The organism is Agathobaculum faecis, assembly GCF_014287995.1.
Taxonomy (GTDB): domain Bacteria; phylum Bacillota; class Clostridia; order Oscillospirales; family Butyricicoccaceae; genus Agathobaculum; species Agathobaculum ammoniilyticum.
The window spans coordinates 214,790-238,790 of sequence record NZ_JACOPL010000001.1 but is presented as its reverse complement, the minus strand read 5'-3'; the positions used below and the strand labels follow the sequence as shown (position 1 = coordinate 238,790).

Annotated in this window: 20 protein-coding genes and 1 riboswitch; of the genes, 13 read left to right on the top strand and 7 right to left on the bottom strand. The window is 55.2% G+C overall.

From position 1 onward, the window contains the following. Positions 1–47: 47 nt before the first annotated feature. Positions 48–1,190: a tRNA guanosine(34) transglycosylase Tgt gene (gene tgt / locus H8S45_RS01180; RefSeq protein WP_107630488.1), complete on the bottom strand. Its 1,143-nt coding sequence runs from the start codon at positions 1,188–1,190 to the stop codon at positions 48–50. Between the two features lie 290 nt (positions 1,191–1,480). On the opposite strand from tgt, the gene H8S45_RS01175 reads away from it, so the two are divergent. The 3 genes from H8S45_RS01175 to zwf are packed head-to-tail and all read left to right on the top strand — an operon-like array spanning position 1,481 to position 5,282. Then, entirely contained in the window at positions 1,481–2,482 is a 1,002-nt protein-coding gene (locus H8S45_RS01175; protein ID WP_186949442.1) for a lactonase family protein, read from the top strand. After that, positions 2,479–3,891 carry an NADP-dependent phosphogluconate dehydrogenase gene (gene gndA, locus H8S45_RS01170; protein ID WP_054325935.1) on the top strand — a complete coding sequence of 471 codons (1,413 nt, stop codon included), beginning with the start codon at positions 2,479–2,481 and terminating at the stop codon, positions 3,889–3,891. Before H8S45_RS01175 ends, gndA begins: the two co-directional genes overlap by 4 nt. Next, positions 3,888–5,282: a glucose-6-phosphate dehydrogenase gene (gene zwf / locus H8S45_RS01165; protein ID WP_147573678.1), complete on the top strand. Its 1,395-nt coding sequence runs from the start codon at positions 3,888–3,890 to the stop codon at positions 5,280–5,282. Before gndA ends, zwf begins: the two co-directional genes overlap by 4 nt. 54 nt (positions 5,283–5,336) lie before the next feature. On the opposite strand, the gene queA is transcribed toward zwf, so the two are convergent. Next, entirely contained in the window at positions 5,337–6,362 is a 1,026-nt protein-coding gene (queA, locus tag H8S45_RS01160; RefSeq protein ID WP_107632107.1) for a tRNA preQ1(34) S-adenosylmethionine ribosyltransferase-isomerase QueA, read from the bottom strand. A 66-nt stretch (positions 6,363–6,428) separates the two neighbouring features. After that, positions 6,429–8,090 (bottom strand): SpoIID/LytB domain-containing protein, encoded by a 1,662-nt coding sequence (locus tag H8S45_RS01155; RefSeq protein WP_054325934.1) that lies wholly within the window; start codon positions 8,088–8,090, stop codon positions 6,429–6,431. A gap of 89 nt (positions 8,091–8,179) precedes the next feature. Beyond that, a riboswitch (Lysine riboswitch) is annotated at positions 8,180–8,362 on the top strand. Positions 8,363–8,494: 132 nt separating this feature from the next. On the opposite strand from H8S45_RS01155, the gene asd reads away from it, so the two are divergent. The 6 genes from asd to H8S45_RS01125 all read left to right on the top strand — a co-directional run bounded on the left by asd (position 8,495) and on the right by H8S45_RS01125 (position 14,849). Further along, positions 8,495–9,577, top strand: coding sequence for an aspartate-semialdehyde dehydrogenase (gene asd, locus H8S45_RS01150; RefSeq protein WP_107630484.1), 1,083 nt, complete (start codon positions 8,495–8,497; stop codon positions 9,575–9,577). 17 nt (positions 9,578–9,594) lie between these two features. After that, positions 9,595–10,491 carry a 4-hydroxy-tetrahydrodipicolinate synthase gene (gene dapA / locus H8S45_RS01145; RefSeq protein WP_054325933.1) on the top strand — a complete coding sequence of 299 codons (897 nt, stop codon included), beginning with the start codon at positions 9,595–9,597 and terminating at the stop codon, positions 10,489–10,491. Between the two features lie 20 nt (positions 10,492–10,511). Then, entirely contained in the window at positions 10,512–11,288 is a 777-nt protein-coding gene (gene dapB / locus H8S45_RS01140; protein WP_054325932.1) for a 4-hydroxy-tetrahydrodipicolinate reductase, read from the top strand. A 599-nt stretch (positions 11,289–11,887) separates the two neighbouring features. After that, positions 11,888–13,012 carry an iron-containing alcohol dehydrogenase gene (locus H8S45_RS01135; RefSeq protein WP_054325931.1) on the top strand — a complete coding sequence of 375 codons (1,125 nt, stop codon included), beginning with the start codon at positions 11,888–11,890 and terminating at the stop codon, positions 13,010–13,012. A gap of 27 nt (positions 13,013–13,039) precedes the next feature. Then, positions 13,040–13,882, top strand: a complete 843-nt coding sequence (locus H8S45_RS01130) for a transketolase (RefSeq protein ID WP_107630481.1) — start codon at positions 13,040–13,042, stop codon at positions 13,880–13,882. 4 nt (positions 13,883–13,886) lie between these two features. Next, positions 13,887–14,849 (top strand): transketolase family protein, encoded by a 963-nt coding sequence (locus H8S45_RS01125; RefSeq protein ID WP_054325930.1) that lies wholly within the window; start codon positions 13,887–13,889, stop codon positions 14,847–14,849. Positions 14,850–15,388: 539 nt separating this feature from the next. Here the strand turns inward: H8S45_RS01125 and H8S45_RS01120 are convergent. Next, positions 15,389–16,438, bottom strand: coding sequence for a tyrosine recombinase XerC (locus H8S45_RS01120; protein WP_147573677.1), 1,050 nt, complete (start codon positions 16,436–16,438; stop codon positions 15,389–15,391). 129 nt (positions 16,439–16,567) lie between these two features. On the opposite strand from H8S45_RS01120, the gene H8S45_RS01115 reads away from it, so the two are divergent. Then, positions 16,568–17,092, top strand: coding sequence for an O-acetyl-ADP-ribose deacetylase (locus H8S45_RS01115; RefSeq protein WP_054325929.1), 525 nt, complete (start codon positions 16,568–16,570; stop codon positions 17,090–17,092). Further along, positions 17,085–18,083, top strand: coding sequence for a helix-turn-helix transcriptional regulator (locus H8S45_RS01110; RefSeq protein ID WP_147573676.1), 999 nt, complete (start codon positions 17,085–17,087; stop codon positions 18,081–18,083). Before H8S45_RS01115 ends, H8S45_RS01110 begins: the two co-directional genes overlap by 8 nt. Positions 18,084–18,315: 232 nt before the next feature. Here the strand turns inward: H8S45_RS01110 and H8S45_RS01105 are convergent, their stop codons facing one another. The 3 genes from H8S45_RS01105 to metF are packed head-to-tail and all read right to left on the bottom strand — an operon-like array spanning position 18,316 to position 22,190. Then, entirely contained in the window at positions 18,316–20,682 is a 2,367-nt protein-coding gene (locus tag H8S45_RS01105; protein ID WP_054325928.1) for a homocysteine S-methyltransferase family protein, read from the bottom strand. A gap of 6 nt (positions 20,683–20,688) precedes the next feature. Continuing rightward, positions 20,689–21,333, bottom strand: a complete 645-nt coding sequence (locus H8S45_RS16695) for a vitamin B12 dependent-methionine synthase activation domain-containing protein (protein WP_054325927.1) — start codon at positions 21,331–21,333, stop codon at positions 20,689–20,691. Next, entirely contained in the window at positions 21,330–22,190 is an 861-nt protein-coding gene (gene metF / locus H8S45_RS01095; RefSeq protein ID WP_186949440.1) for a methylenetetrahydrofolate reductase [NAD(P)H], read from the bottom strand. Before metF ends, H8S45_RS16695 begins: the two co-directional genes overlap by 4 nt. A 104-nt stretch (positions 22,191–22,294) precedes the next feature. Between metF and H8S45_RS01090 the strand changes: the two genes are divergently transcribed. Then, a complete protein-coding gene (locus H8S45_RS01090; protein WP_054325925.1) occupies positions 22,295–23,200 on the top strand; it encodes a radical SAM protein in 906 nt (301 codons plus the stop codon). Next, entirely contained in the window at positions 23,197–23,982 is a 786-nt protein-coding gene (thiD, locus tag H8S45_RS01085; RefSeq protein WP_054325924.1) for a bifunctional hydroxymethylpyrimidine kinase/phosphomethylpyrimidine kinase, read from the top strand. The genes H8S45_RS01090 and thiD overlap by 4 nt, the downstream gene beginning before the upstream one ends. The last annotated feature ends 19 nt before the right edge of the window (positions 23,983–24,001 follow it).

The window sequence follows — 24,001 nt, the reverse complement described above, 5'->3', positions numbered from 1 at the left end:
ATGAAAGAAAAAGGCCTTCTCCACATAGGAGAAAGCCTGGTATACCCTTATATCCTTTTGCTCATTTTTTCGCTGTATTCCGCGCGGAACGCAGCAAATGTGCCCTGTTCGAGTGCATCACGGATCTCCTGCATCAAATGGTTATAGAACCACAGGTTATGCATGACCAACAGGCGCTGAGATAGCATTTCACCGCTTTTGAGCAGATGGCGGAGATAAGCACGGCTGAATCTCTGGCAGGTCGGGCACCCGCAGCCTTCCTCGATCGGCCGGTCATCCGTCTGATATTTTGCGTTCATAATGTTTAAAATACCATTATGCGTGAACAGGTGTCCATGCCTTGCGTTTCTGGTCGGCATGACGCAGTCAAAGAAATCAACGCCGCGCGCCACGCCTTCGATAATGTTGGACGGTGTGCCAACCCCCATCAAATAACGCGGCTTGTTTTCCGGCGCATGCGGCAGCACCACATCCAGGATGTGATACATGACCTCGGTGCTTTCGCCCACCGCGAGGCCGCCGATCGCATAGCCGGGCAGGTCAAGCTCTGCAATCGCCTGCATATGCTCGATGCGCAGGTCGTCATAGGTGCCGCCCTGATTGATGCCGAACAGCATCTGCTGCGGATTTACCGTATCCGGCAGGCTGTTGAGCCGCGTAAGCTCTGCCTTACAGCGCCGCAGCCAGCGGGTTGTCCGGTCGATCGAGTCTTTAACATATTCGCGCGGTGCCGGATTTTCAATGCATTCGTCAAACGCCATTGCAATATCCGAGCCGAGGTTCGACTGGATCCGCATGCTTTCCTCCGGCCCCATAAAAATCCTGCGCCCATCGACATGTGAATGGAACGTCACGCCCTCTTCCTTGATTTTGCGTAACGTAGCCAGAGAGAACACCTGAAAGCCGCCGGAATCGGTCAGCATGGGGCCGTCCCAACGCATAAAGCGGTGCAGCCCGCCCATTTGCCTGACGATCTGATCCCCCGGCCGCACATGCAGATGATAGGTGTTGGACAGTTCGATTTGACATCCGAGCGCTTTCAGGTCAAACGCATCAACCGCGCCCTTGATCGCGCCGGCCGTTCCGACATTTTGGAACACCGGTGTCTGCACAACGCCGTGGGCGGTGCAAAATTCCCCTCTTCTGGCGTATCCCTCTGTTTTGAGCAGATTAAAAGTTCCTATTTTCATAATTCCCTCGTTACTTTTCAAGCAGTGGGTCTATTTTACCACAAACCGCCAGCCGTTTCAATGTTGCACCGCAAATAATTCGTTTTTTCTCTCTGAAATGGCTGCTTTGCCGCCTCAAACGCGGCGCTTTGACAAAATTCTATCAGAATTGTATACTATAGCAATTCCCAGGATATTTGATTGGCATCTTTTTGTTAGGTATTGTTTGCGTTTTGACTTGTTTTTTTCATCCGCAGCCCATACAATTACAGTAACAGCAGTTACTGCAGGCTTACCAAAGGAGAATGCTTATGGATCGCTTTACAGGCTATGTCGGCACCTACCATTCCAGCCGCTCGCAGGGGATTTATCGTTTTTTTCTGGACGCCGAATCCGGTAAATTGGCAGGAGAGAACTGCGTTTTAGACGTGCCTGACTCCAAATACCTCGCCATACGCCAAGACGGTTTGCTGGCGTCGGTCGTAGGGCGTGCAGGTAAGGCCGGACTCTGTGTGGCGGATCTGCGCCAGTCTTCCCACCCCTTTCAGGTGGAAGCCCTCACCGAGGGAAGCGCAGGCTGCCATGCGGCGTTCTATCAGACGTATGGGTATACCGCCAATTTTCACGCCGGAACGGTTTCTTTTTACCGGATTGCTGATAAGACACCGGTTTTTCAGTACACAATACCCATAGCGCCCGGCGCGGGCTGCCATCAGGTCCTTTTTCACGCGGATACGCTGCTGGTCCCCTGCATGGAGCTGGACGAGATTCGCATGTTCCATATTCCCGATCACACCCCCTGCGGCACGATCCCCTTTCCGCAGGGCAGCGGCCCGCGGCACGCCGTTTTGGATGAGACATCCCAAGCCCTGTATGTAGCCGCCCAAAAGGATAATTCCCTTTACTGCTTCCATATCTGCGGAAACAGAGAATTCCGCCTATTTCAGCGTGTTCCGCTGCTGGTCTCCCCCGACCCCGCGCGAGACGAAGCCGCCGCGATCCGTCTTTCACCGGACCACCGGTTCCTGTATATCTCGGTGCGCGGCGCAGACCAGATCGTCGTTTTGGAGCGAAGGAACGGCAAACTGCAGGTCATTCAGCGCATTCCCTCCGGAGGCGAACATCCGCGTGATATCGCCCTCTCGCCGGACGGACGCTGGCTGCTCGCGGCAAACCGCTTTTCCGGCGATCTGGTCAGCTTCCCGCGCGACTCTGCCACCGGCCGCCTCGGCGCGGCCTGCGGCCATACAATCATCCACCAAGGCGTCAGTATTGTTTTTGATGCCCAAGAAAGAAAGGAACATGAAAAATGAAGCTTTGTGATATCGGCATTATCGGACTTTCCGTTATGGGCCGTAGCCTTGCGCTCAATATGGCTGACCACGGTTTTTGCGTTGCCGGCTATAACCGTAGCCGTTCGGTCACGGAAGCGGTGGTGCTGGAGCACCCGCATCCCAATCTTATGCCGTTTTATACACTGGAGTCGTTCGTCTCCGCCCTCAAGCGGCCGCGCCGCGTCATGCTGATGATCCAGGCGGGCGCACCGGTCGACGCTGTGATCGATCAGCTCCTCCCTCTGCTGGCCACAGGTGATATTCTTCTGGATGGGGGAAATTCCTTTTTTGAAGACACCCGACGGAGAAGCCGGATGCTTTCCGAAAAAGGCATCCAATACTTTGGCGTTGGCATTTCCGGCGGAGAGGAAGGCGCCCGCCGCGGCCCCTCCATCATGCCGGGCGGCGATGCGGACGCGTATCCCGCGGTGCAGCCTATTCTCGAATCCATCGCGGCGACCGCGGAGCAAATGCCATGCTGTGCCTATATCGGACCGGATGGTGCCGGACATTATGTGAAAATGGTCCACAACGGTATCGAATATGCCGATATGCAGCTTATCGCGGAAAGCTACCTGCTGCTCAAATATTGCGGTGGTTTTTCCAACGCTGCGCTTGCAGAGCTGTATGCGGACTGGAATCAGGGAGAGCTGAAAAGCTTTCTGGTCGGTATCACCGCAGACATTTTTCGGGAGAGGGACGACCTTGCGGACGGCGATCTGATCGACCACATTCTTGACAGCGCGGCTCAAAAAGGCACCGGACGCTGGACAAGTATGGAATCGCTTCGCCAGGGCGTGGATGTTTCCATGATCACAGCGGCGGCAGGCGCGCGCGTCATGTCCAATGCGCTGGAAACCCGCGAAAAGGCGGCTGGTCTGCTTGAGGTGGACGCAGTTCCTCCGGTGCAGGACCGAAAAGCATTTGCCGAACAGATCCGCCGCGCGCTTTATGCCGCGAAGATCGTCGCTTACGCCCAGGGCTTTTCGCTGCTGCGGGACGCTTCCGAACGCTATCACTGGTCACTTGACCTGGGAACGATCGCCGCTATTTTCCGCGCCGGCTGTATCATTCAGGCAGACTTTCTGAACGATATCACCGCCGCATTCCGGCGCGATCCGCTGCTCGGGAACCTCCTGCTCGACCGCTTTTTCCACGAAAAAATTGCCGCAAACCATCAAAGCCTGCGCAGCGCGGCCGCTTCGGGCATCCGGACAGGGCTGCCCCTGCCTGCCATGACAAACGCGCTCTCCTATCTGGATGCGTTCCGTTCCCCGCATACAGGCGCGAACCTCATCCAGGCACAGCGCGACTTCTTCGGCTCGCACACCTATGAGCGCACCGACCGTACCGGAGCATTTCATCACGAATGGAGGAAAACGGAATGAGCAAGGCCTTTACTATTTTTGGCGGCACTGGCGATCTGACCTTCCGCAAACTCCTGCCCGCGCTTTACAACGGAAGCATTTCCGGCGCGGAATCCGAGGATTATCAAATCATTATCATCGGGCGGCGGGAGTATACCACTGAGCAGTACTGTGCGCTTGCCCGTGAATGGGTGCAGAAGTTTGCGCGCCTGCCCTACTCGGATCGCGCGTTCGGGCGATTTGCCTCCCGCATCGCATACTACCGCATGGATTTCTCCGACCCTGCCGCCTATCAGGAGCTGAATGACTATTTCAGCGCGCACGGAATTGAGGAATTTATTTTTTACCTTGCAGTCGCGCCCCGCTTTTTCGGTCTGATCGCCGAAAATCTGGCGTCGGTATCAGGCGCCTCCCGCGGCAAGGTGATTCTGGAAAAGCCGTTCGGTGAAACGCTCGAAGCGGCAAAGGACTTAAACCGCCGGCTGGAAACGATTTTTTCTCCGGACCAGATCTACCGTATCGACCACTACCTCGGCAAGGAAATGGTCCGCAACATTGAAACAATCCGCTTCTCCAATCCGATTTTTACCAACCTGTGGGATGCGCGCTTCATTGAATCCGTGCAGATCTCCGCGCTGGAGGATGTTGGCGTCGAATCCCGCGGCGGCTATTATGACGAAGCCGGCGCCATGAAAGACATGGTGCAAAACCATTTGTTCCAAATTCTCTCTATCGTGGCGATGGAGAGGCCCAGCGATTATATCGGCTCGGATATGCACGCGGAACAGCTCAAGGTTTTGCATGCCCTGCGTCCGGTCGGCCAGGAGCCGATCAAGGATACGCTCGTCCTTGGCCAATATGAGGGCTACCGGCAGGAAAAGCTGGTGGGCGCCCATTCCCAGACAGATACCTACGCTGCTTTACGTCTGTTTATTGACAATGACCGTTGGCGCGGCGCACCCTTCTATATCCGCACAGGGAAAAAGCTGGGCGAGCGGGAGATGAACGTCGTCGTAACATTCCGGCGCCCCCGTCCGGATGTTGCGCATAACGTTCTTGTCATCCGCATACAGCCGACCGAGGGCGTCTATCTGCAGTTCAATATCCAAAAACCGGGCGATACCACTGATATCACCCAGGCAAAGATGGATTTTTGCCAAAGCTGCCTGCTGGAAAACCGCATCAACACACCGGAGGCATATGAACGGCTGATCGGCGCCTGCATCCGCGGCGAACACTTTTGGTTCTCCCAATGGGACCAGATCGAAACCGGCTGGGAATACGTCGAGCAGCTCCGCACCGCATACCGCGAAGCAGGGCTTCCTCTTGTCAGCTATCCTACGGGTTCCTCCGGACCCGTGCAGGCCGACCGGCTGCTCGAGCGGTTTGGCCACGCATGGTTCAAGACCTGATATAAAGAAACAGCGCCGGCAGATGCCGGCGCTGTTTCTTTTCCTTTACCCATTTTAATAGAGAAGCATGGAATCGCCAAACGAGAAAAATCGATATTCCTCGCCAATCGCCTGCCGGTATGCATTCATCACCATCTCCCGCGTGGCGAACGCGGAAATCAGCATCATCAGCGTGCTCTCCGGCAAATGGAAGTTTGTCACAAGGTGATCGACCGCCTTGAACTGGTAGCCCGGGTAAATAAAAATATCCGTCCAGCCCGACTGGGGCCGTACCTGCCCGCTTTCATCCGCGATTGTTTCCAGTGTCCGGCAGGCGGTCGTGCCGACGGCCCAGATCTTACCGCCCGCAGCCCGCGTACCGTTGATCAGGCCAGCGGTTTCCGCATCCATGATATAATATTCGGCGTGCATCACATGGTCGGTGATCTCCTCCTCCTTGACAGGCCGGAACGTCCCCAAGCCAACATGCAGCGTGACAAAGGCGAGCTTTACCCCCTTTTTCCGCAACGCCTCCAGCAGTTCCGGCGTAAAATGGAGGCCTGCCGTGGGCGCAGCGGCCGAGCCGGGCGTTTTGGAATAAACCGTTTGATACCGCTCCGGATCATCCAGCTGTTCCTTGATATACGGCGGCAGCGGCATCGTGCCGAGCTGATCCAGTATTTCCAGGAAAATCCCTTCATGGTGGAATCGGATCAGGCGGTTCCCGTCTGGTTGAACGGCCTCAACCGTGGCGGTGAGCATACCATCCCCAAAGGTCAGCTCCACGCCGGTGCGTGTCTTACGCCCCGGCCGCGTCAGGCACTCCCACAGCCCTTCGCCCTTATCCGTTAGCAGTAGTACCTCGATCGGTGTCGTATGCCCGACCGCATGCCCCATCAGCCGCGCCGGAATCACGCGGGAATTATTGAACACCATACAGTCCCCCGGCTCGACATAGGCCAGCAGGTCGCGAAAATGCCGGTGCGAGACCGACCCGTCCGTCCGATCCAGTACCAACAGACGGGACGCGTCACGCTGTTCCAGCGGATGCTGCGCGATCAACCGCTCTGGAAGATCAAAATAAAAATCGCTTTTTTTCATCATAAAAGCATGGACGCCCGCGCGGAGCGCCCATGCTGCTTTCCTCCTTTACTGTCTGTTCCGCGTTTATCCGGCAACGGAAACGCCGGTAAAATAGAATTTGAGTATTTCTTCATAGTCAAAGCCCTGCTTGGCCATCGCATAGGCGCCCCACTGGCTCATGCCTACGCTGTGGCCCCAGCCGGAGCCCTGAAACGTATAGCTCGCGGCATTCGTAACGGGAACCTGCTCTTCCGCGTCCTCCGTAGTGCGGATCAGAACCGTTTCGTTTTCAAAGCCCACCGAGAAGCCTAACGCCTCCCCTATGTCACGCACCTTATAATAGTTGTTCCCATTGACACGGTAGCCTGTCAGGGAAATCCCCTTCCCGTTCAGCAGGATCGTGGAATCCGAGGGCGTACAGCTTTCGACCGCAGTCGTACCCGGCGCAGCCATTTCACCGCCGACCGTTTGGTAGGCCGCACCTTTGGTCAGCTCGATGCGGTTGTTCCTGCCGTCCCATGCCACATTGAACTGGCTGTCCGTACCATTCAATATGTAGGCGATATCGCGCAGCTTATAGTAGTTGTTGTCATTGATATTATAGCCCTGCGGCTCGACCGGCTTGCCATCCGCGGTTACCTTATGCGTGGATGGGCTGATCTTCAAGCTTGCGCGCTGCGGCAGGACGGCCGCGGCGCCAGAGGTATTGGGCGTGATCGTATACCGGATGCTGTCCAGTCCGAATACTGTGCGCACCTCGTCTTTCTCAATGATCACCTGTTTGCCAGCCGTATCCGTCACAGTCACTTCATTGACGTTGTCCGTCGCGGTCCGCTTGGTGACTTCCACATTTGCCACGGTGCCGATCGTGTATCCGGCGCTTATCAGCTTTTTCTGCACTTCTGCCGCAGTGAGGGTCACGCTCCACGAGCTGTCGTATTCCTCGTAAGGATCGATCTTGCCTTTCAGGTAAGGATAGTCACCACCCCAGACGTTCGCGGCATCCTCGGTCGCGCCGCCATCCGATGAAAAGAAATACCCGATGACCGGCTCCCCCTCATAGGTCAGGTATTCCCCCTTTGTGGCGTCCACCGCCGCATCAGAAGCCGCGGTCGCTTTATTGGCGCCCAGATAGACCTGGCAGTTTGTGGTATTGCAAAGGTCGTACCCGTCGCTTGTATGCTTATGCGTTCCCAGCGCGAAAGACCGTGCGCATACCGCCTGTGCTTTCTGCGCTTCCTCCGGCCATTCCGGATCGATCTCGTACGGAAGAACGCCCTTCACATAATCTTCTAATCCAACATAATTTATAACAGTCAGGTTTCCGCTGGAAGAACGCCTGTACACAAAATCCCCGCGCCACTGATAGCCCCTGAACCAGGTCAGCTCGCTGTTCGGACGGATGGCCAAATGATCCGCGCCCGCCGCCGAGGTATACAGGACCTTACCGTTCGCCGTGTTCGACACCTGGAAAGCATCGTTCACCAGCTTCACGGTAAGCTGGGTATCCGATAAAGCCGTGCCGCCGGAAAATGTGGTGCCGTCCATCGTGCCGACCGTGTAGCCGGCCTCCTCGCCGGATACATTTTCCAGCTTTGGGTCAGCAAAGGCGTTTTCCCCACTGATGGTAAGCCCGACGCGCAGCGTTACATTGGTATCGGCCGCTGACGCGGGCAGGCCGGTGAAGCAGGCGGTCACCACTGTGACGCAAAGCAGCAAGGATAGGATTTTTTTCATACGGTTCATTTCATTAAAGTCCTCCTATTAATTTCTTCTGGCTTCTATTGACAAATAACAGACCATATTCTAAAATAAAGTCGATATGTATATTCCGTCACTACGATAGAGGCGCGGTTTTCATCAGTATCGTCTGGAAGGGGCCGTAACCCCGTTTGATCAGGCGAGAAAGGGTCTGCCGCCGAAGCCTTCTCCTTGTTACGGCAGGGCGGGCTGGACGTCGAGGAAAACATCCCTGCGTCTGTCATCAGCAGCAATGCCGGTGGAGAGCTATCCTTTTTAGAAGAATACGGATTGTCCGCTTTTTCTATTATAGTATAGATCATACCGGTTTTTCAACCGGTTTTTTTCTTTATTGCCGTGTTGGCGGAAATTATCCAACGATTTGTAATTTTGGGGAGGACAATGTGGAAATGAAGCATTACAAAGTTGGCATCGTCGGTGCGACCGGCATGGTCGGGCAGCGTTTTTCCCTGCTGCTGGAAAACCATCCTTGGTTTGAGGTCGCCGCGCTTGCGGCGTCCGGCCGAAACCGCGGCAAAACTTATGAGGAAGCCTGCGCGGGCCGCTGGAAGATGACCGCGCCGATGCCGGAAAAGTTCAAGGACATGGTGATGTACGACGCAACGGAAGACGCGGAGGAGATCGCCGCCAAGGTGGATTTTATTTTCTGCGCTGTGGACATGAAAAAGGATGAGATCCGTGCGCTGGAGGAAAAATACGCAAAGCTGGAGTGTCCGGTCTGCTCGAACAATTCGGCTCACCGCATGACGCCCGATGTGCCGATGATCATTCCGGAAATCAACGCGGCGCATGCGGCGATCATTCCGGCGCAGCGCAAGCGCTTGGGGACAAAGCGCGGCTTTATCGCAGTCAAGTCCAATTGTTCGATTCAGAGCTATGTACCCGCCCTTTCCGCTCTGCTGGATTTTGAGCCGACCGAGGTTGCCGTCTGCACCTATCAGGCAATTTCCGGCGCCGGCAAAACCTTCGAGAGCTGGCGCGAAATGGTTGATAACGTTATCCCCTACATCGGCGGCGAGGAAGAAAAAAGTGAAAAAGAGCCGATGAAGGTGTGGGGCCGCGTCGCAGGTGACCATATCGAGCCTGCCTCCTCCCCTGTTATCACCGCACAATGCCTGCGCGTGGCATGCTCGGACGGTCATATGGCGGCAGCGTTCGTCAAATTCAAAAACAAACCCGCCAAGGAAGAAATGATTGCGCGCTGGCGTGGCTATCAGGGCCGTGCGCAGGAGCTCGCGCTTCCCTCTGCCCCCGCGCATTTCCTGACCTATTTCGAAGAGGACGACCGGCCCCAGACCAGGCTCGACCGCGACCTGGAGAACGGCATGGGCGTTTCGATCGGCCGGCTGCGCGAGGACGCCCTGTACGACTATAAATTTGTGAGCCTGTCACATAATACCCTGCGCGGCGCAGCGGGCGGTGCCGTATTAATGGCCGAGTTATTGTGCGCCGAAGGCTATATGGACCGATAAGGAGGAGTATGACAATTATGAAAAAGCCTGTTTTTACCGGTGCCGGTGTTGCGATCATTACACCGTTCAAGGCGAATGGTGCGGTAAATTATGACGAATTCGGACGCATCATCGACTATCAGATCGCGCATGGCACGGACGCCATCATTGTCTGCGGCACAACGGGCGAATCATCCGCCCTGCACGACAAGGAGCATCGCGAGGTTCTCGCCTGGTGCTGCGAGTATGTCAACCACAGGGTTCCCGTTATTGCCGGCGTCGGTTCGAACCACACGGATTATGCAGTCGAACTGACCAGGTTTGCCAAGGAGTGTGGCGCCGAAGGCGGCCTTTCTGTTACCCCTTATTACAACAAGACGACGCAGCGGGGCCTTCTCGCCCACTACACTGCGATTGCTGACAGCTGCGACCTGCCGATCATTCTCTACAACGTTCCCAGCCGGACCGGCGTATGCTTTACGGCAGACACGCTGCTTGAGCTTTCCAAGCATCCAAACATTAACGGCATCAAAGCCGCATCCGGCAATTTCACGCTTCTTGCCGAAACCATGGCAAAATGCGGGGGTGACCTTAACGTCTGGTCGGGTAACGACGACCAAATTGTCCCCATGATGGCGCTGGGAGGCAAGGGCGTCATCTCGGTCCTTTCCAACGTTGCCCCGCAGGAAACGCATGACCTGACGCAGCTGTGCTTTGAAAACCGCTATCCGGAAGCCGCTGCCATGCAGCTCAAGTACCACAACCTGATCGACGCATTGTTCTGTGAAGTCAACCCGATCCCCGTCAAGAAGGCTATGGAGCTGTTGGGCTGGAATCCTGGTCCGCTGCGCCTTCCGCTTGTCGAGCCTAGTGAAGAGCACACCGCTTATATTCAGCGCGAGCTTGCGGCTGTGGGCTGCCGGATCGAGTTATAAATTAAAGGAGTTTTGAAAAGATGTTAAAAATCGCGCTTTCCGGCTGCAGCGGCCGGATGGGCCGTGTGATCGCCGATATTGTCGCCAGCCGTAATACGATGCAGATTGTTGCCGGTTTTGATGTCAATACGGCAAAATATGCGGATTTTCCGGTTTTTTCCGACCCCTTTGAGTGTACGCTTGACTGTGATGTAATCATCGATTTCTCCAATGCTTCCAGCACGGAACATCTGCTGGCGTATTGTGAAAAGCACCATCTTCCGGTTGTAATCTGCACCACCGGCCATACCGGAGAGCAACTCGACCGGATCCGCAGCGCGGCGGCTAAAATCCCCGTGTTCCGCTCCGGCAATATGTCGATCGGTATCAACCTGATGACCGCTCTCCTTCGCGAAGCCGCCTCTATTTTAGGCGATCAATATGATGTGGAGATCATCGAAAAGCATCATAACCAGAAGCTTGACGCGCCCTCCGGCACGGCTCTGATGCTTGCCGATGCCGTGGCAGGAGCGCTTCCCTATAACGCCACCTATGTGTACGACCGCCACCAACGCCGCGAAAAGCGTCCTGCGCATGAAATCGGTATATCTGCGATCCGCGGCGGTACGATTGTTGGCGAACATACCGTTTTGTTCTGCGGACGGGACGAAATCATCGAGATCAAGCATACCGCCCTCTCCCGCGAGGTTTTTGCGGTTGGCGCTGTTGATGCAGCCGCCTTTATGGTCGGTTGCCAAAAGCCTGGGATATACGATATGAACGATGTGATTGCAGCCCGCAATATTGAATTTCCCTAATTTCCCTGCAAAAGTAAAACAGAAAAGCCCAAAGGCACAATTCTGTCCTTTGGGCTTTTCTGTTTTTAAGAGAGAAAGTAAGAGGGTTTTTTTGTGGCAAAATTTTAGTAATTACGGTATTTTGCCGCATTTGGTACCGTGACCGCGTACTAATTTGGTTCGGTTACCGTGACAAACTATAAACGCAACAGACCGGAATGTCAATAGAATTTTCAAAACTTTTCGTCGCCGGTTTTGTTTTTGTGGGAATTGTATATTTTCCTTGAAATTCTTTCGTTTATTTCGTATAAAACCGTTCCCGAAGCCATATTGGACTGGTATGCGTCATTTTTTGTCTTTGTTTTTTGTGCAGACTGTCAAATTTACAATCCCCCGCTCTGGACATAATACCGAATTTCATTAAATTTTATTTTTTAGGATTGACTTTGCCATGGAATGTGGTATAGTGACCATGTAAAGCACAAAATGTTATTTCAGCGGCTGCCACTGCACCGAGCGCATTAGAGCAGCTTTTCTTTTTGCCGCGTCCGGCACCGTTCCCGCGAGCGATTTTGCGCTTACACACGCATGTACTGCAAATTTTATAGGAGGGATACCCCATGAAAGAATTCAAGATGTATGCCGACATCGTCTACCATGATTCCTTTCAGGAATTTATGGAAGGAGAAAATGTCGGTGCAGAGGATTTTATTTTAACAAATGAATTCCTGTACAACCAGTATGTCAAGCCGCTCAACCCCAACTGCGGCTCCCTTTTCATCGAGGCGTATGGCAAGGGCGAGCCGACCACCGAGATGGTTGATGAAATTAAAAAGGCAATTCCGGCTGGTGTCAAGCGCCTGATTGCGGTCGGCGGCGGCTCGGTCATCGATATTGCGAAGATGTGCTCCCTGCATGTTTCCTCCAACAAGACCGAGGATCTGTTCGACCTGAGTCCGGACGCAGAGAAGCCCACCCGCATCTATGAGGTATATGCAATCCCGACTACCTGTGGCACCGGTTCCGAAGTGACGAACGCCTGTGCCGTCGAGTTGTCCAGCCTGCACACCAAGCGCGGCCTGAACAGCCCTCTGATGTTCCCCGCAAAATCTGTGCTGATTCCGGAGCTGATTTCCGGCCTGCCGTATAAGTTCTTTGCTACTTCGTCGATCGATGCGCTTATCCATGCGACTGAGTCCTACCTCTCCCCCAAGGCCAGTCCGGTTTCCGAGCTGTTCTCCAAGGAAGCGATTCGCCTGATCTTCGAAGGCTATCAGTACATCGTGAAAAACGGCCTGGACAAGTGGACGGACCGTGCGCAGGAGTTTATCAACGCTTCCAACTTCGCAGGCCTTGCGTTCTGCTCGGCGGGCTGTGCCGCAGTGCATGCTTTGAGCTATCCGCTCGGCGGCGGCTATCACATCCCGCACGGCGAAGCCAACCAGCTTGTTTTCGCGGCAACGTTCCGCAAGTACAAGGAAAAGCAGCCGGTGGGCAAGATCAACGATCTCGAAAAGATGTGGGGCGACCTGCTCGGCGTTCCGGCTGATCAGGCGCTGGAGGCAGCGTTCCAGTTATTCGACCAGGTTCAGCCGCGCAAGCCGCTGAAGGAATTCGGCATTTCGGATGCGGAATTCCAGGGCTTTGCAGAGGGCGTCATGGCTGGCCAGACCCGTCTGCTGAATAACAACTATGTACCGCTCACCATTGAAGATATGGTTGAGATCTATAAGTCGGTATATTAATAACAAAGAAAGCGAAGTGAGGGCAAAATGAAAAAAAGTCTCAAAGAAATGAACATCTTCGCCGCTCAGATCCGCAAAGCTGCCCTGCGCGCGATGAACGCGTTCCACGGCGGCCATGTCGGCGGCTCGATGTCCATGTCCGATCTGATGGCGGCGCTGTATGGTGAAGTCATGAAGGTAGACCCGAAAAACCCCCAGTGGGAAGAGCGCGACTGGCTGGTCGTATCCAAAGGCCATTGCGGTCCCGCAGTTTACGGCACGCTGGCACTGATGGGCTATTTCCCCGAGGACGAGCTGGATACGCTGAATAAGGAAGGCACCCGCCTCCCCTCCCACTGCGACCGCAACCGCACGCCCGGTATTGATATGACGACCGGCTCGCTTGGCCAGGGCGTATCCGCCGCAGTCGGCATTGCCTGGGGCATGCAGTATCAGAAAAAGCCGAACTATGTTTATACCATACTCGGCGACGGCGAGTGCGACGAAGGCCAGGTTTGGGAGGCGGCGCTGTTCGCAGCGACCAAGAAGCTCGGCCACTTGATCGGCTTTGTTGATTACAACAAAAAGCAGCTTGATGGATATACCAAGGACATCTGCGATCTGGGCGACCTCCGTCAGAAGTTTGAGGACTTCGGCTGGCATTCCCAGGAGGTTGACGGCCACGATATCCCCGCTATCGTCGCCGCGATCGAGGAAGCAAAAAAGGTTGCTGACAAGCCCTCGATGATCGTTCTCAATACGATCAAGGGCAAGGATTGCTGCTTTGCCGATACTTTCTACAACCATTTCGTCCGTTTCCCGGAAGAGGATTACGAGGCTGCCATCAAGGAACTGGACGCTAAGATCGCAAAGCTGGAAAGTGAGGGTTAATCGCATGTACAAAGTTGTTAAAGAGATTCGTCCCGAAGAGGTCGAGATGAAAAAGACCTTTGCGGACACCATGGAAGAGATGGCCGCAAAGGACGATGCCGTCGTATACTTTGACTGCGACGTTATCAACTCCATTGGCATGGTCGGTTTCGGAGAAAAGTATCCGGACCGCTGCATTGACTGCGGCATCCAGGAAGCAAATATGATCGGCGTCGCCGCGGGCGCGTCTGCGGTCGGCCTCAAGCCGTTCACACATACTTTCGGTCCGTTCGCCGCACGCCGTGTCATTGACCAGGTTTACATCTCCGCTGCCTACGCAAAGCTCAATGTGCGCATGATCGGTTCGGACGCCGGCGTCACCGCTTCCTACAATGGCGGCACCCATATGCCGATTGAGGACATGGGCCTGATGCGCACAATTCCGGAGGTCACTCTGCTTGAGCCTACCGATTCGGTCATGCTGGCCGATTTGATGCGTCAGACTAAGGATATGTACGGCGTATTCTATATCCGCATCACCCGTAAGGTTGTGGACAAGGTTTTCGAGGATGGCTCTACCTTTGAAATTGGCAAGGCGGTCGAGCTGCGAGATGGCAGTGATGTCACGCTGATCACTTCCGGCTACTGCACCACGGATACCATCAAGGCTGCCGAGATCCTGGCAAAGGAAGGCATTTCCGCCAAGGTTCTGAATATGTTCACCTGGAAGCCGCTCGACGTTGAGGCGATTGTTGCCGCCGCACAGAAGACCGGCGCGATCGTGACAGTAGAGAACCATAATGTCATCAACGGCCTTGGTTCTGCTGTGGCTGAGGTGGTTGGCGAGCATTGCCCGGTTCCGATGAAGCGCATCGGCGTGCAGGACCGCTTTGGCGAAGTCGGTTCCATCGATTATTTGAAGGGGATTTTTGGCATGACGGTGGAGGATATCGTCGCAGCCGCCAAGGAGACCATCAAGCGCAAATAATTCCGTTGCCTATACAACAGGGAGGTATGCTTTCCGCATATCTCCCTGTTTTTTTGGTTCATTTTCCCGGTTTGTAGCTTGTCTTCTGTACACATAGGTTGCTTGGCCTATGCCGCAACAATGAAAGCGGCAGCCATGTCCAGATGGAGCGCCATTGCGCATGGCAACGAGGTCAACGAAACCATCCGCCATGACGACCTCCTATGCGATGCAAAGCATCCTGACTGATGTCGTGAGCGCCGGAACCGAAGCTCCTCTGGGATATGGACTCGGCTACAGTATTTTTTACTACTATTGCGCTTCCAATGCAGTTCTGGATACGGAGCAATACATCAAGCTGCTTTCTGGGGACGGTATCGCACCCACGGAAGAAACTATCGCGGATGGCAGCTACCCTCTGCCTATGTCGTCCTGCGCAAGGACACTCCGGCGGATATGCTTGCCCGACGGCTCGCTTCGTTCATGCTCTCCGAAAACGGCCAGCGCTGTGTTCGAAACGCCGGCTATGGCGCACTCCAATAAGAATAAAAGGGGAAGCACTATCCGGTGCTTCCCTCTTCCTTGTCTGTTTCCTGCTTTCGGCTTGGCTTTACCGAGGCAAGCGGATTTTTTGCCGCCGCTTCCCGCAGGCTGCTGTCCTCAATATGCGTATAGATCATTGTGGTATTGACGCTGGTATGGCCTAAGATATTCTGCAACGTACGGATATCCACCCCGTTTTGGTACATCAGCGTCGCCGCCGTATGGCGCAGCTTATGCGCCGAGTACTTCTGTGTATCCAGCCCCGCCTGCCCTAAATGCTTTTTAACCAGCCATTTAACGGTTTGCACATTGATACGGTTGCGGTTGCGGCTGATAAACAGCGCGTTTTTATCCTTTTCGTGCGGTGTGATACGCTTGGGCAGGTATTGTTCGAGCGCGGCCTTGCACGCCTGGTTGAGATATACCGTGCGCTCCTTGTTTCCTTTACCCAGCACACGCACTGTATCCCCCTGGAAGTCCGTCAGGTTCAGGCCCACCAGTTCTGAAACGCGCAGCCCGCAGTTTAGAAAAAATGTCAGGATGCAATAATCCCGTTCCGCATACTCACCCTGCACGGCTTCGAGCAGGCGGACGCTGTCATCCGTTGTCAGATAAACAGGCAATGTTTTCCGAATGGTTGGGGATTCCAGATTGCTGACCGGATTGCTGTCCAGTAAATGCCGCTTATCCGTCAGGTATCGGAAAAACGCGCGAATCGCCGAAACCTTACGCGCGCGGGAGGTGCCGCTCAGACCAAAATCCGTCGCGGTACTGTTTTGCTGCGTCGGCCGCTCCCCTGACATATATTCCAGATAATCATAGGCATCGGAAAGCGTAACATCCCGCAGGAAATCAATATCAATGTCCTCGATCGGGATCTGATCCAGCGGCAGGTCTTTCGGGACCAACCCTTTGTTGTGCTTTAACACCCTAAAAAAAAGCCGCAGATCGAGGTAGTATTCATGCGCGGTTTTCGATGATTTTCCCTGTATCGTCGAAATATAGGTGAGAAAATCTCGCAGCACGCGCGGCGCATCCGCAGCGTATTGCGACATGGGCTTTTCCATTGTTCCACTCTCCCTGCTGTGTCATTCTGTTATTATTATATCCTTTCGCATGCCTTGCGTCAAACTTGCAATTTGGTTCGGTTCGCCGTATAATATGTCCAATAAGACTCCCAGAAAGAAGGATTGCATATGAAACGCCTGCAAATCGTTCAGGGCGATATCACCAAATGCCAAACGGACGCGATCGTCAATGCGGCCAACACCGCCCTGCTTGGCGGCGGCGGTGTGGATGGCGCGATCCACCGTGCGGCCGGACCGGAGCTGCTCGCGGAATGCCGCACGCTCGGCGGCTGCAAAACCGGAGAGGCAAAGCCAACCAAGGCCTACCGCCTGCCCTGCCGCTATATCATCCATACCCCGGGGCCGATCTGGAATGGCGGAAAATCCGGAGAGGATGCGCTGCTTGCTTCCTGCTACCGCAATTCCTTGGCCGCCGCAGCCGGACTGGGCTGCAAGACTGTTGCCTTTCCCTCCATCAGCACCGGCGTCTATCATTTTCCGGTCGAACGCGCGGCCCGCATCGCAATCGCTGCTATTGGAGACTTCCTCGCCTCCCATCCGGAGATCGAACGCGTCACCATGGTCTGCTTTGACCGCGCGACGCTTGCCGTCTATCAGGACGCATTGGCAGAAGCGGGACAGGCAGATGGCTAAAAATCCAAATCAAAAGCTGAAGCTGCTGTATCTCTGTAAAATCTTGTTGCAAAAGACGGACGAGGGGCATAAGCTCAGCATGGATGAGCTTCTCTCCGCGCTTTCCCGCTGCGGGATTGAAGCGGAACGGAAAAGCATCTACTCCGATATTGCCGCCCTGCAGGACTTCGGTCTGGATGTCATGCTCCAACGCGGTCCCAACGGCGGGTACTATATTGCGTCCCGTGATTTTGAACTGCCCGAACTCAAGTTGCTGGTGGACGCGATCCAATGCTCCCGATTTATTACGGAAAAGAAATCCAATGAGCTGATCAAAAAAATAGAGGCTCTTGCCAGCGAACCGCAAGCCCGCGCGCTGCAGCGGCAGGTCTATGTTTCCGACCGTGTGAAAACCATGAACGAGAGCATCTATTACAATATTGACACCTTGCACACCGCAGTTTCCGCAGGGGTGCAGATTACGTTCCAATATTTTGAGTGGGCGCTTGACTTTTCCTCCACGCAGCGTATCCGCAAGCGCTATCGCAAGGATGGGGCGCTTTACCAGGTCAGCCCATGGGCATTGACTTGGGATGATGAAAATTATTATCTGGTGGCATACGATCACCTATCGGACTCTATCCGCCACTATCGCGTGGATAAAATGGAGCATATTTCTTTGACTGACAAGCTGCGCGAAGGGCGCCGTCTGTTTCAGGACCGCTTCAACATCGCCGCCTATTCGCGCAAAGTGTTCGGCATGTTTTCCGGCGAGGAAAAAACGGTGCGCCTGCGATGTGAAAACCGGTTTATCGGCGTGCTCCGCGACCGTTTCGGCGCAGAACTGATGGTACAAAAAGCGGATGAAGCGCATTTTTTCATCCGTGTGGATGTTGCGGTCAGTCCGCAGTTTTTTTCTTGGGTGTTTGGCCTAGGCGGTGCGGTACAGATCGTCGAGCCCGAGGAGGTACGCGCCGCTTTTCAACACCAATTACAAGCCATGCTTGAGTAAGTCCTGATTATCGGACTCTTTTCTTGGTACAATAAGTACAACAAAGAAAGGAGAACCGAATATGAGCTACTCGATCGAATATGTAAACGGACACATCGAGGTATACGACGATACCGGCGCGTTTCTGTTTTCCGCCGATACCAAGCAGGAAGCGCTGGAAGAGCTGGCAGGAGCCGCTTAACTACAATATACCCGAAAACAGGGCTGCGGAATATTTCCGCAGCCCTGTTTATCAGCTTTCAAAAATATGGTCGGCGTAATGCACGGTCGCCATTGCGTCACGCGCATAGCAGTCCGCGCCGATGGAATCCGCATATTCCTGTGTCAGCACCGCGCCGCCAACCACGATCCTTGCGTCGGGCTTGCGTTCGCGCAGCAGCCGGATTGTTTGCTCCATACTGACGACCGTGGTGGTCATCAACGCGCTCAAACCCACCAGCGGCACGTTTTCCCTGACCGCTGTGTCGGCAATCGTTTCCGGCGGCACATCTTTTCCAAGGTCGATGACCTGATAACCGTAGTTTTCGAGGAGTACCTTGACGATATTTTTCCCAATATCATGGATATCCCCTTTTACGGTCGCCAGGATGATTCTGCCTTTCACTTCCTGCGGTGCGCCGCGCATCGCGTCCTTGACGACCTCGAACGCGGCTTTTGCCGCCTCCGCACTCATCAGGAGCTGCGGGAGGAATACCGTCCCCTTTTCAAAGCCCTTTCCCACGCGGTCAAGCGCCGGAATCAGCTCGTTGTTCACCAACTCCAACGGCGGCACGGTCCGCAGCAGGTCCCGCGCCGCTTCCGCAGCGCGCTCACGAAGGCCGCGTTCCACACTCTCGCCCAGCGCCATGACCGCCCCGGCTGAAGCCGGCAAGGCCGCCTGCTGATTTCCATACGCTGTGATAAAGCCCGCGCACTGTTCGTCCTGCCCGCTCAAGGCAAGGAAAGACCGGTAGGAACACATCATCGATTCGGCGTTTGGATTGATGATCGCGCAAGATAACCCGTTCTGCAGCGCCATGGTAAAGAAATTAGCATTGATAATTTCCCGCTGCGGCAGTCCGAACGAGATATTGGACACACCAAGTATCGTATGCCCACCCAGTTCGTCGCGAATCCGGCGCAGCGTTTCCAATGTAACAAGCGCTGAGCCGCTGTCAGAGGAAATTGTCATCGCCAGACCGTCGATCACAATGTCTTCCTTTGCAATCCCGTAGAACGCGGCTGTCTCATATATCTTTTTGGCTATCTGCACGCGCCCTTCTGCGGTATAGGGAATGCCGTTTTCATCGAGCGCAAGACCGACCACCACGCCGCCGTATTTTTTCACCAGCGGAAACACTGCCTCCATGCTCTCCCGTTTTCCGCTGACCGAATTAATCATTGGCTTGCCGTTATACAGCCGCATGCCGCGCTCCATCGCCTCAACGCTTGAGGTATCGATCTGCAGCGGCAGCGCGATTACGCTCTGCAGTCGGGTCACCACCTGTGCCATCATAGCCGGCTCGTCGATCTCCGGCAGGCCGACGTTGACATCCAGAATATGCGCGCCTCTGTCCTCCTGCGCCATCCCTTCAGAAAGGATATATTCAATGTTATTTTCCCGCAGCGCTGCCTTGAATTTGCTTTTTCCGGTCGGGTTGATCCGCTCTCCGATAATGACCGGTTTACCGCCAATCTCGACCGCCTGGGAGAAGGAGGAAACGACTGTGCGGTGCTTCCTGACCGCGGGGGCAAAGCTTTTTGTCCTGCAGGCGGCGATCATTTTTCGGATATGCTCCGGCGTGGTGCCGCAGCAACCGCCGAGCAGGTGTACCCCCATCTCTGCGATTTCCCCCATCAGGCGGGCGAATTCATCCGCGTTGATGTCAAATACAGTCCTGCCGTTTTCGCTGCGCGGCAGGCCTGCATTGGGGTTGACAATAATGGGAAGTGAACTGACCTCGGTCAGCCGCTTTATAATCGGCTGCATTTGCTTTGGTCCAAGCCCGCAGTTAACGCCGAGCGCATCCACTCCCAGGCCCTCCAGCATGGCCGCTGTGGAATCCACCGTACCGCCGGTGAGCAGCTTGCCTTTCTCGTCAAAAATCATTGTTGCAAGCACTGGCAGCCGACAGTTTTCCTTTGCCGCAAGCACGGCGGCCTTGGCCTCATAGCTGTCGCTCATTGTTTCAATCAAAACAAGATCGGCGCCGGCGGCAGCGCCGATACGCACGACTTCCCCAAACAATTCAACTGCGCGCTCGAACGGCAGGTCGCCCATCGGCTGCAGTAGCCGGCCGGTTGGTCCGATATCAAGCGCGATATAGGCGTCCTCCCGTCCGGTGCGCCGCCTTGCTTCTTTGGCATGCGCTACTGCCGCCTGCACAATCCGACGCAGGTTATGCGGATATTTAAGAGCATTCGCACCGAAGGTATTGGTGTTGACGATATCGCTGCCCGCCTCGAAATAGCCGCAATGCAGCGATATGATTTCTTCCGGATGCGTCAGGTTCCAGGTTTCCGGTAGTTCCCCTGCCGCAAGGCCGCGTTCCTGGAGGATCGTGCCTGTGCCGCCGTCAAAAAACAACCATTCTTTCCCTAAGCGTTCTTTCAGTTCCATTATTCCTTATCTCCTAAAAGCGCAGTCTGTTTTTCCGCATTCCTCGCAACCCTTTCGGTGGCAGGGCTGCGGCGTGGCGGACAGCCCGATCACCGCGGTCACCGATTTGATCGGCGCTAGCAGGCAGCTTTCGGTTACCGTCAGCCCGATCTTTCGCGGCGTATCCAGCAGACGGCTCAAATCCCGCTGGTGACCGATGTCAAAATCGCCGTACCCGGGGCTGAAGCGCGGCCGGCAGTACAGGCCGTAGTTGCCGGCTTCCCGACGCAGCATATCGTTCACTTCCTCGCAATAAGCCTCAATCATCGCGGCGGCGACAGCTTGATAAATCACCGCGTCGCTCATGCGCACGGCAGATGCACGGGCAATCAGCCGGTCCGCCCCTATCCCCAGCGTTGCCGCCATCAGGTAAACGTCCGTGCAGTCTTTCAGGTTGCGCGCCAGGTGATTGCTGTGAATTGCAACGCCCGCCACATCCAGCATATTCTCAGCCGGATGGCGCAGCGGGAACCGCCGGAATACGGATTGGGGCTGGATGACGTCCTGCAATCCCTCCGCGCAGCGGACAAGGCTTTCCTCCACCGCCGCATCCGGTTCGGTTCCGCGGTAGCCCAAATATCGAAGCGCTTCGCTGCGGTCGAACGTAATCACTTGAGGATCTCCGACAGGCTTGCCTGGATCTCCGCAGCGATCTCTGGCTTGTTCATCGAGTAAACATGGATATGGTTTACTCCATTGGCGATCAGGTCAATGATTTGTTCGGTGGCATAAATCACACCCGCCTGCTTCATCGCCGCTGGATTGTCGCCAAAGCGGTCGACGATCGCCTTAAAGCGTTCGGGCAGATAAGTACCAGACATTGCGGTGATACGCTTGATCTGTTTTACATTCGTTACCGGCATGATGCCCGCGACCACCGGTACGGTGATCCCCTTTTCGCGGATCCGGTACAGGAAATTATACAGGATATTGTTATCAAAAAACATCTGGGTCGTCAAAAATTCGCAGCCCGCCTCCACCTTTTCCTTGAGTCGGAGAATATCCTCGGTTTTGTTGGACGCCTCGACATGCCCTTCCGGATAGCACGCGCCGCCCACGCAAAAATCTCCCTGCTCCTTGATATCGCACACCAGTTCGGCCGCGAAACGGTAATCGTTTGCAGGGGCGCCGCCTGCCGGAATATCGCCGCGCAGCGCAAGCACATTTTCAAGGCCATGCGCCTTGAACGCTTCCAGCATAGAGGATACATGCGCTTTCGTCGAGGATACGCAGGTCAGATGCGTCAATACGGTAACGCCGTATTTTTTATGCAAATCAGATGCGATATGTACTGTATGCTCGCTCGTACCGCCGCCCGCGCCATAGGTCACACTCATAAAGTCCGGCCGCAGTGCCGCGATCTCCTGCGTGGCCTGCGCAACCGATTCATAGCTGCTGCTGTTCTTTGGAGGAAACACTTCAAAGGACAGCGTCACCTTGTCCTGCTTTAAGATGTCAGATATTTTCATGTCGGTTATCTCCTACAGTTTTGCTTTTCATTTAGTATAGCATAAATCCCGTCTTTATTTCCAGACCAAAATACGCTATAATATACTTCATTGGAGGGGTAAATTTGACAGGTCTGCTCAAACACTGTACATTATGCCCGCGCGCCTGCGGTGCCGACCGGACACGCACACGCGGCCTGTGCGGCGCCGGCGCGCAGGTGGAGGCCTCCCGCGCTTCGCTGCACCTGTGGGAGGAACCGCCGATCTCCGGCACGCACGGCTCCGGCACGGTATTTTTTACCCATTGTTCCCTGGGCTGTGTGTTCTGCCAAAACCGCCAGATCAGCCGCCGCGCGGCGAGCGGCACGACCGTTTCTATAGCCGAGCTGGCAAAAACCTTTCTTTCGCTTCAGAACAAAGGCGCGCACAACATCAACCTGGTCACCGGCGCGCACTATGCGCCACAGGTCATCGAGGCGCTGGCACAGGCCAGGCTGCTGGGGCTGAATATCCCTATTGTTTACAATTCCAGCGGCTATGAAAGCGAGGATACGCTCGCCCTGCTCGACGGATGGATCGATATTTACTTGCCGGATTATAAATATTACAGCAGCTATTATGCTGCGCGCTATTCCCATGCAGAGGACTACCGTGAAACCGCTGTTGACGCGATTGCGGAAATGGTACGGCAGAGCGGGCCGCCCCAGTATGATGCCAACGGTCTGCTCCTTCGCGGAACAATTATCCGGCATTTGATGCTGCCGGGGCTTGCCGGCGATACCGCCCAGGTGCTTCGTGATATCGCGGTCCGATTCAGCGATACTGTGCTGGTGAGCCTGATGCGGCAGTATACGCCGTTTGACATGGAGTGTTGGCCCGAACTGAACCGCACGGTCACGGACCAAGAGTATGAGGATGCCTGCACGCTGTTCCGCTCGCTCGGGCTGAGCGGCTTTTTTCAGCAGGAGCAAGCAGTTGGAGAGAGCTTTATTCCTGCGTTTGACGGAAGTGGATTGGAGGAAGAAAAATGAAAACCGTACTCGCCATCGCCGGCACCGATCCCACCGGCGGCGCCGGTATCCAGACCGATTTGAAAACAATCGAGGCGTACGGCCTGTATGGTATGGCCGTTATCACGGTCGTGATCGCACAGAATACAACAGGCGTTTTTGATATGCAGCCTGTTTCCGCAGCGCTTGTCGCCAAACAGATCGACTGCGTTTTTGAGGATATCCGTCCGGACTCCGTAAAGCTGGGTATGTTGTATGATACCAATATCATCCGCACGGTGGCGGAGCGGCTGCGCGCCTACCATGCTGAAAACATCGTGCTCGACCCTGTGATGCTTTCTTCCAGCGGAAGCGCGCTGCTGCGCCCTGACGCCGCCAAAACGCTTTTGGACGAGTTGTTCCCCCTGTGCGCGCTCGTTACTCCCAATCTGCAGGAAGCGGCCGCGATATGCGGCCATACCATCCGCAGCCGTGCGGACATGGAACAGGCCGCGCAGGCGATCGCCCCCTTGACCCAAGGCTCTGTGATGGTCAAGGGCGGGCATCTGCGGGACTGTGCCGACGACCTTCTGTTTGCGGACGGCCAGCTCCACTGGCTGTCTGCGCCCCGCATCGATAATCCCAATACCCACGGCACCGGCTGCACGCTCTCCTCCGCAATTGCCTGCGGGCTGGCGCAGGGAATCCCCCTGGCCGACAGCGTTAAACGCGCCAAACGCTATCTGACCGCCTGTATCCGCTATGGCCTGGCGCTGGGGCATGGCTCCGGTCCACTGCAGCACAAGGTGGATTGGGACAAATAGAATAAGCCCTGACCCGTTC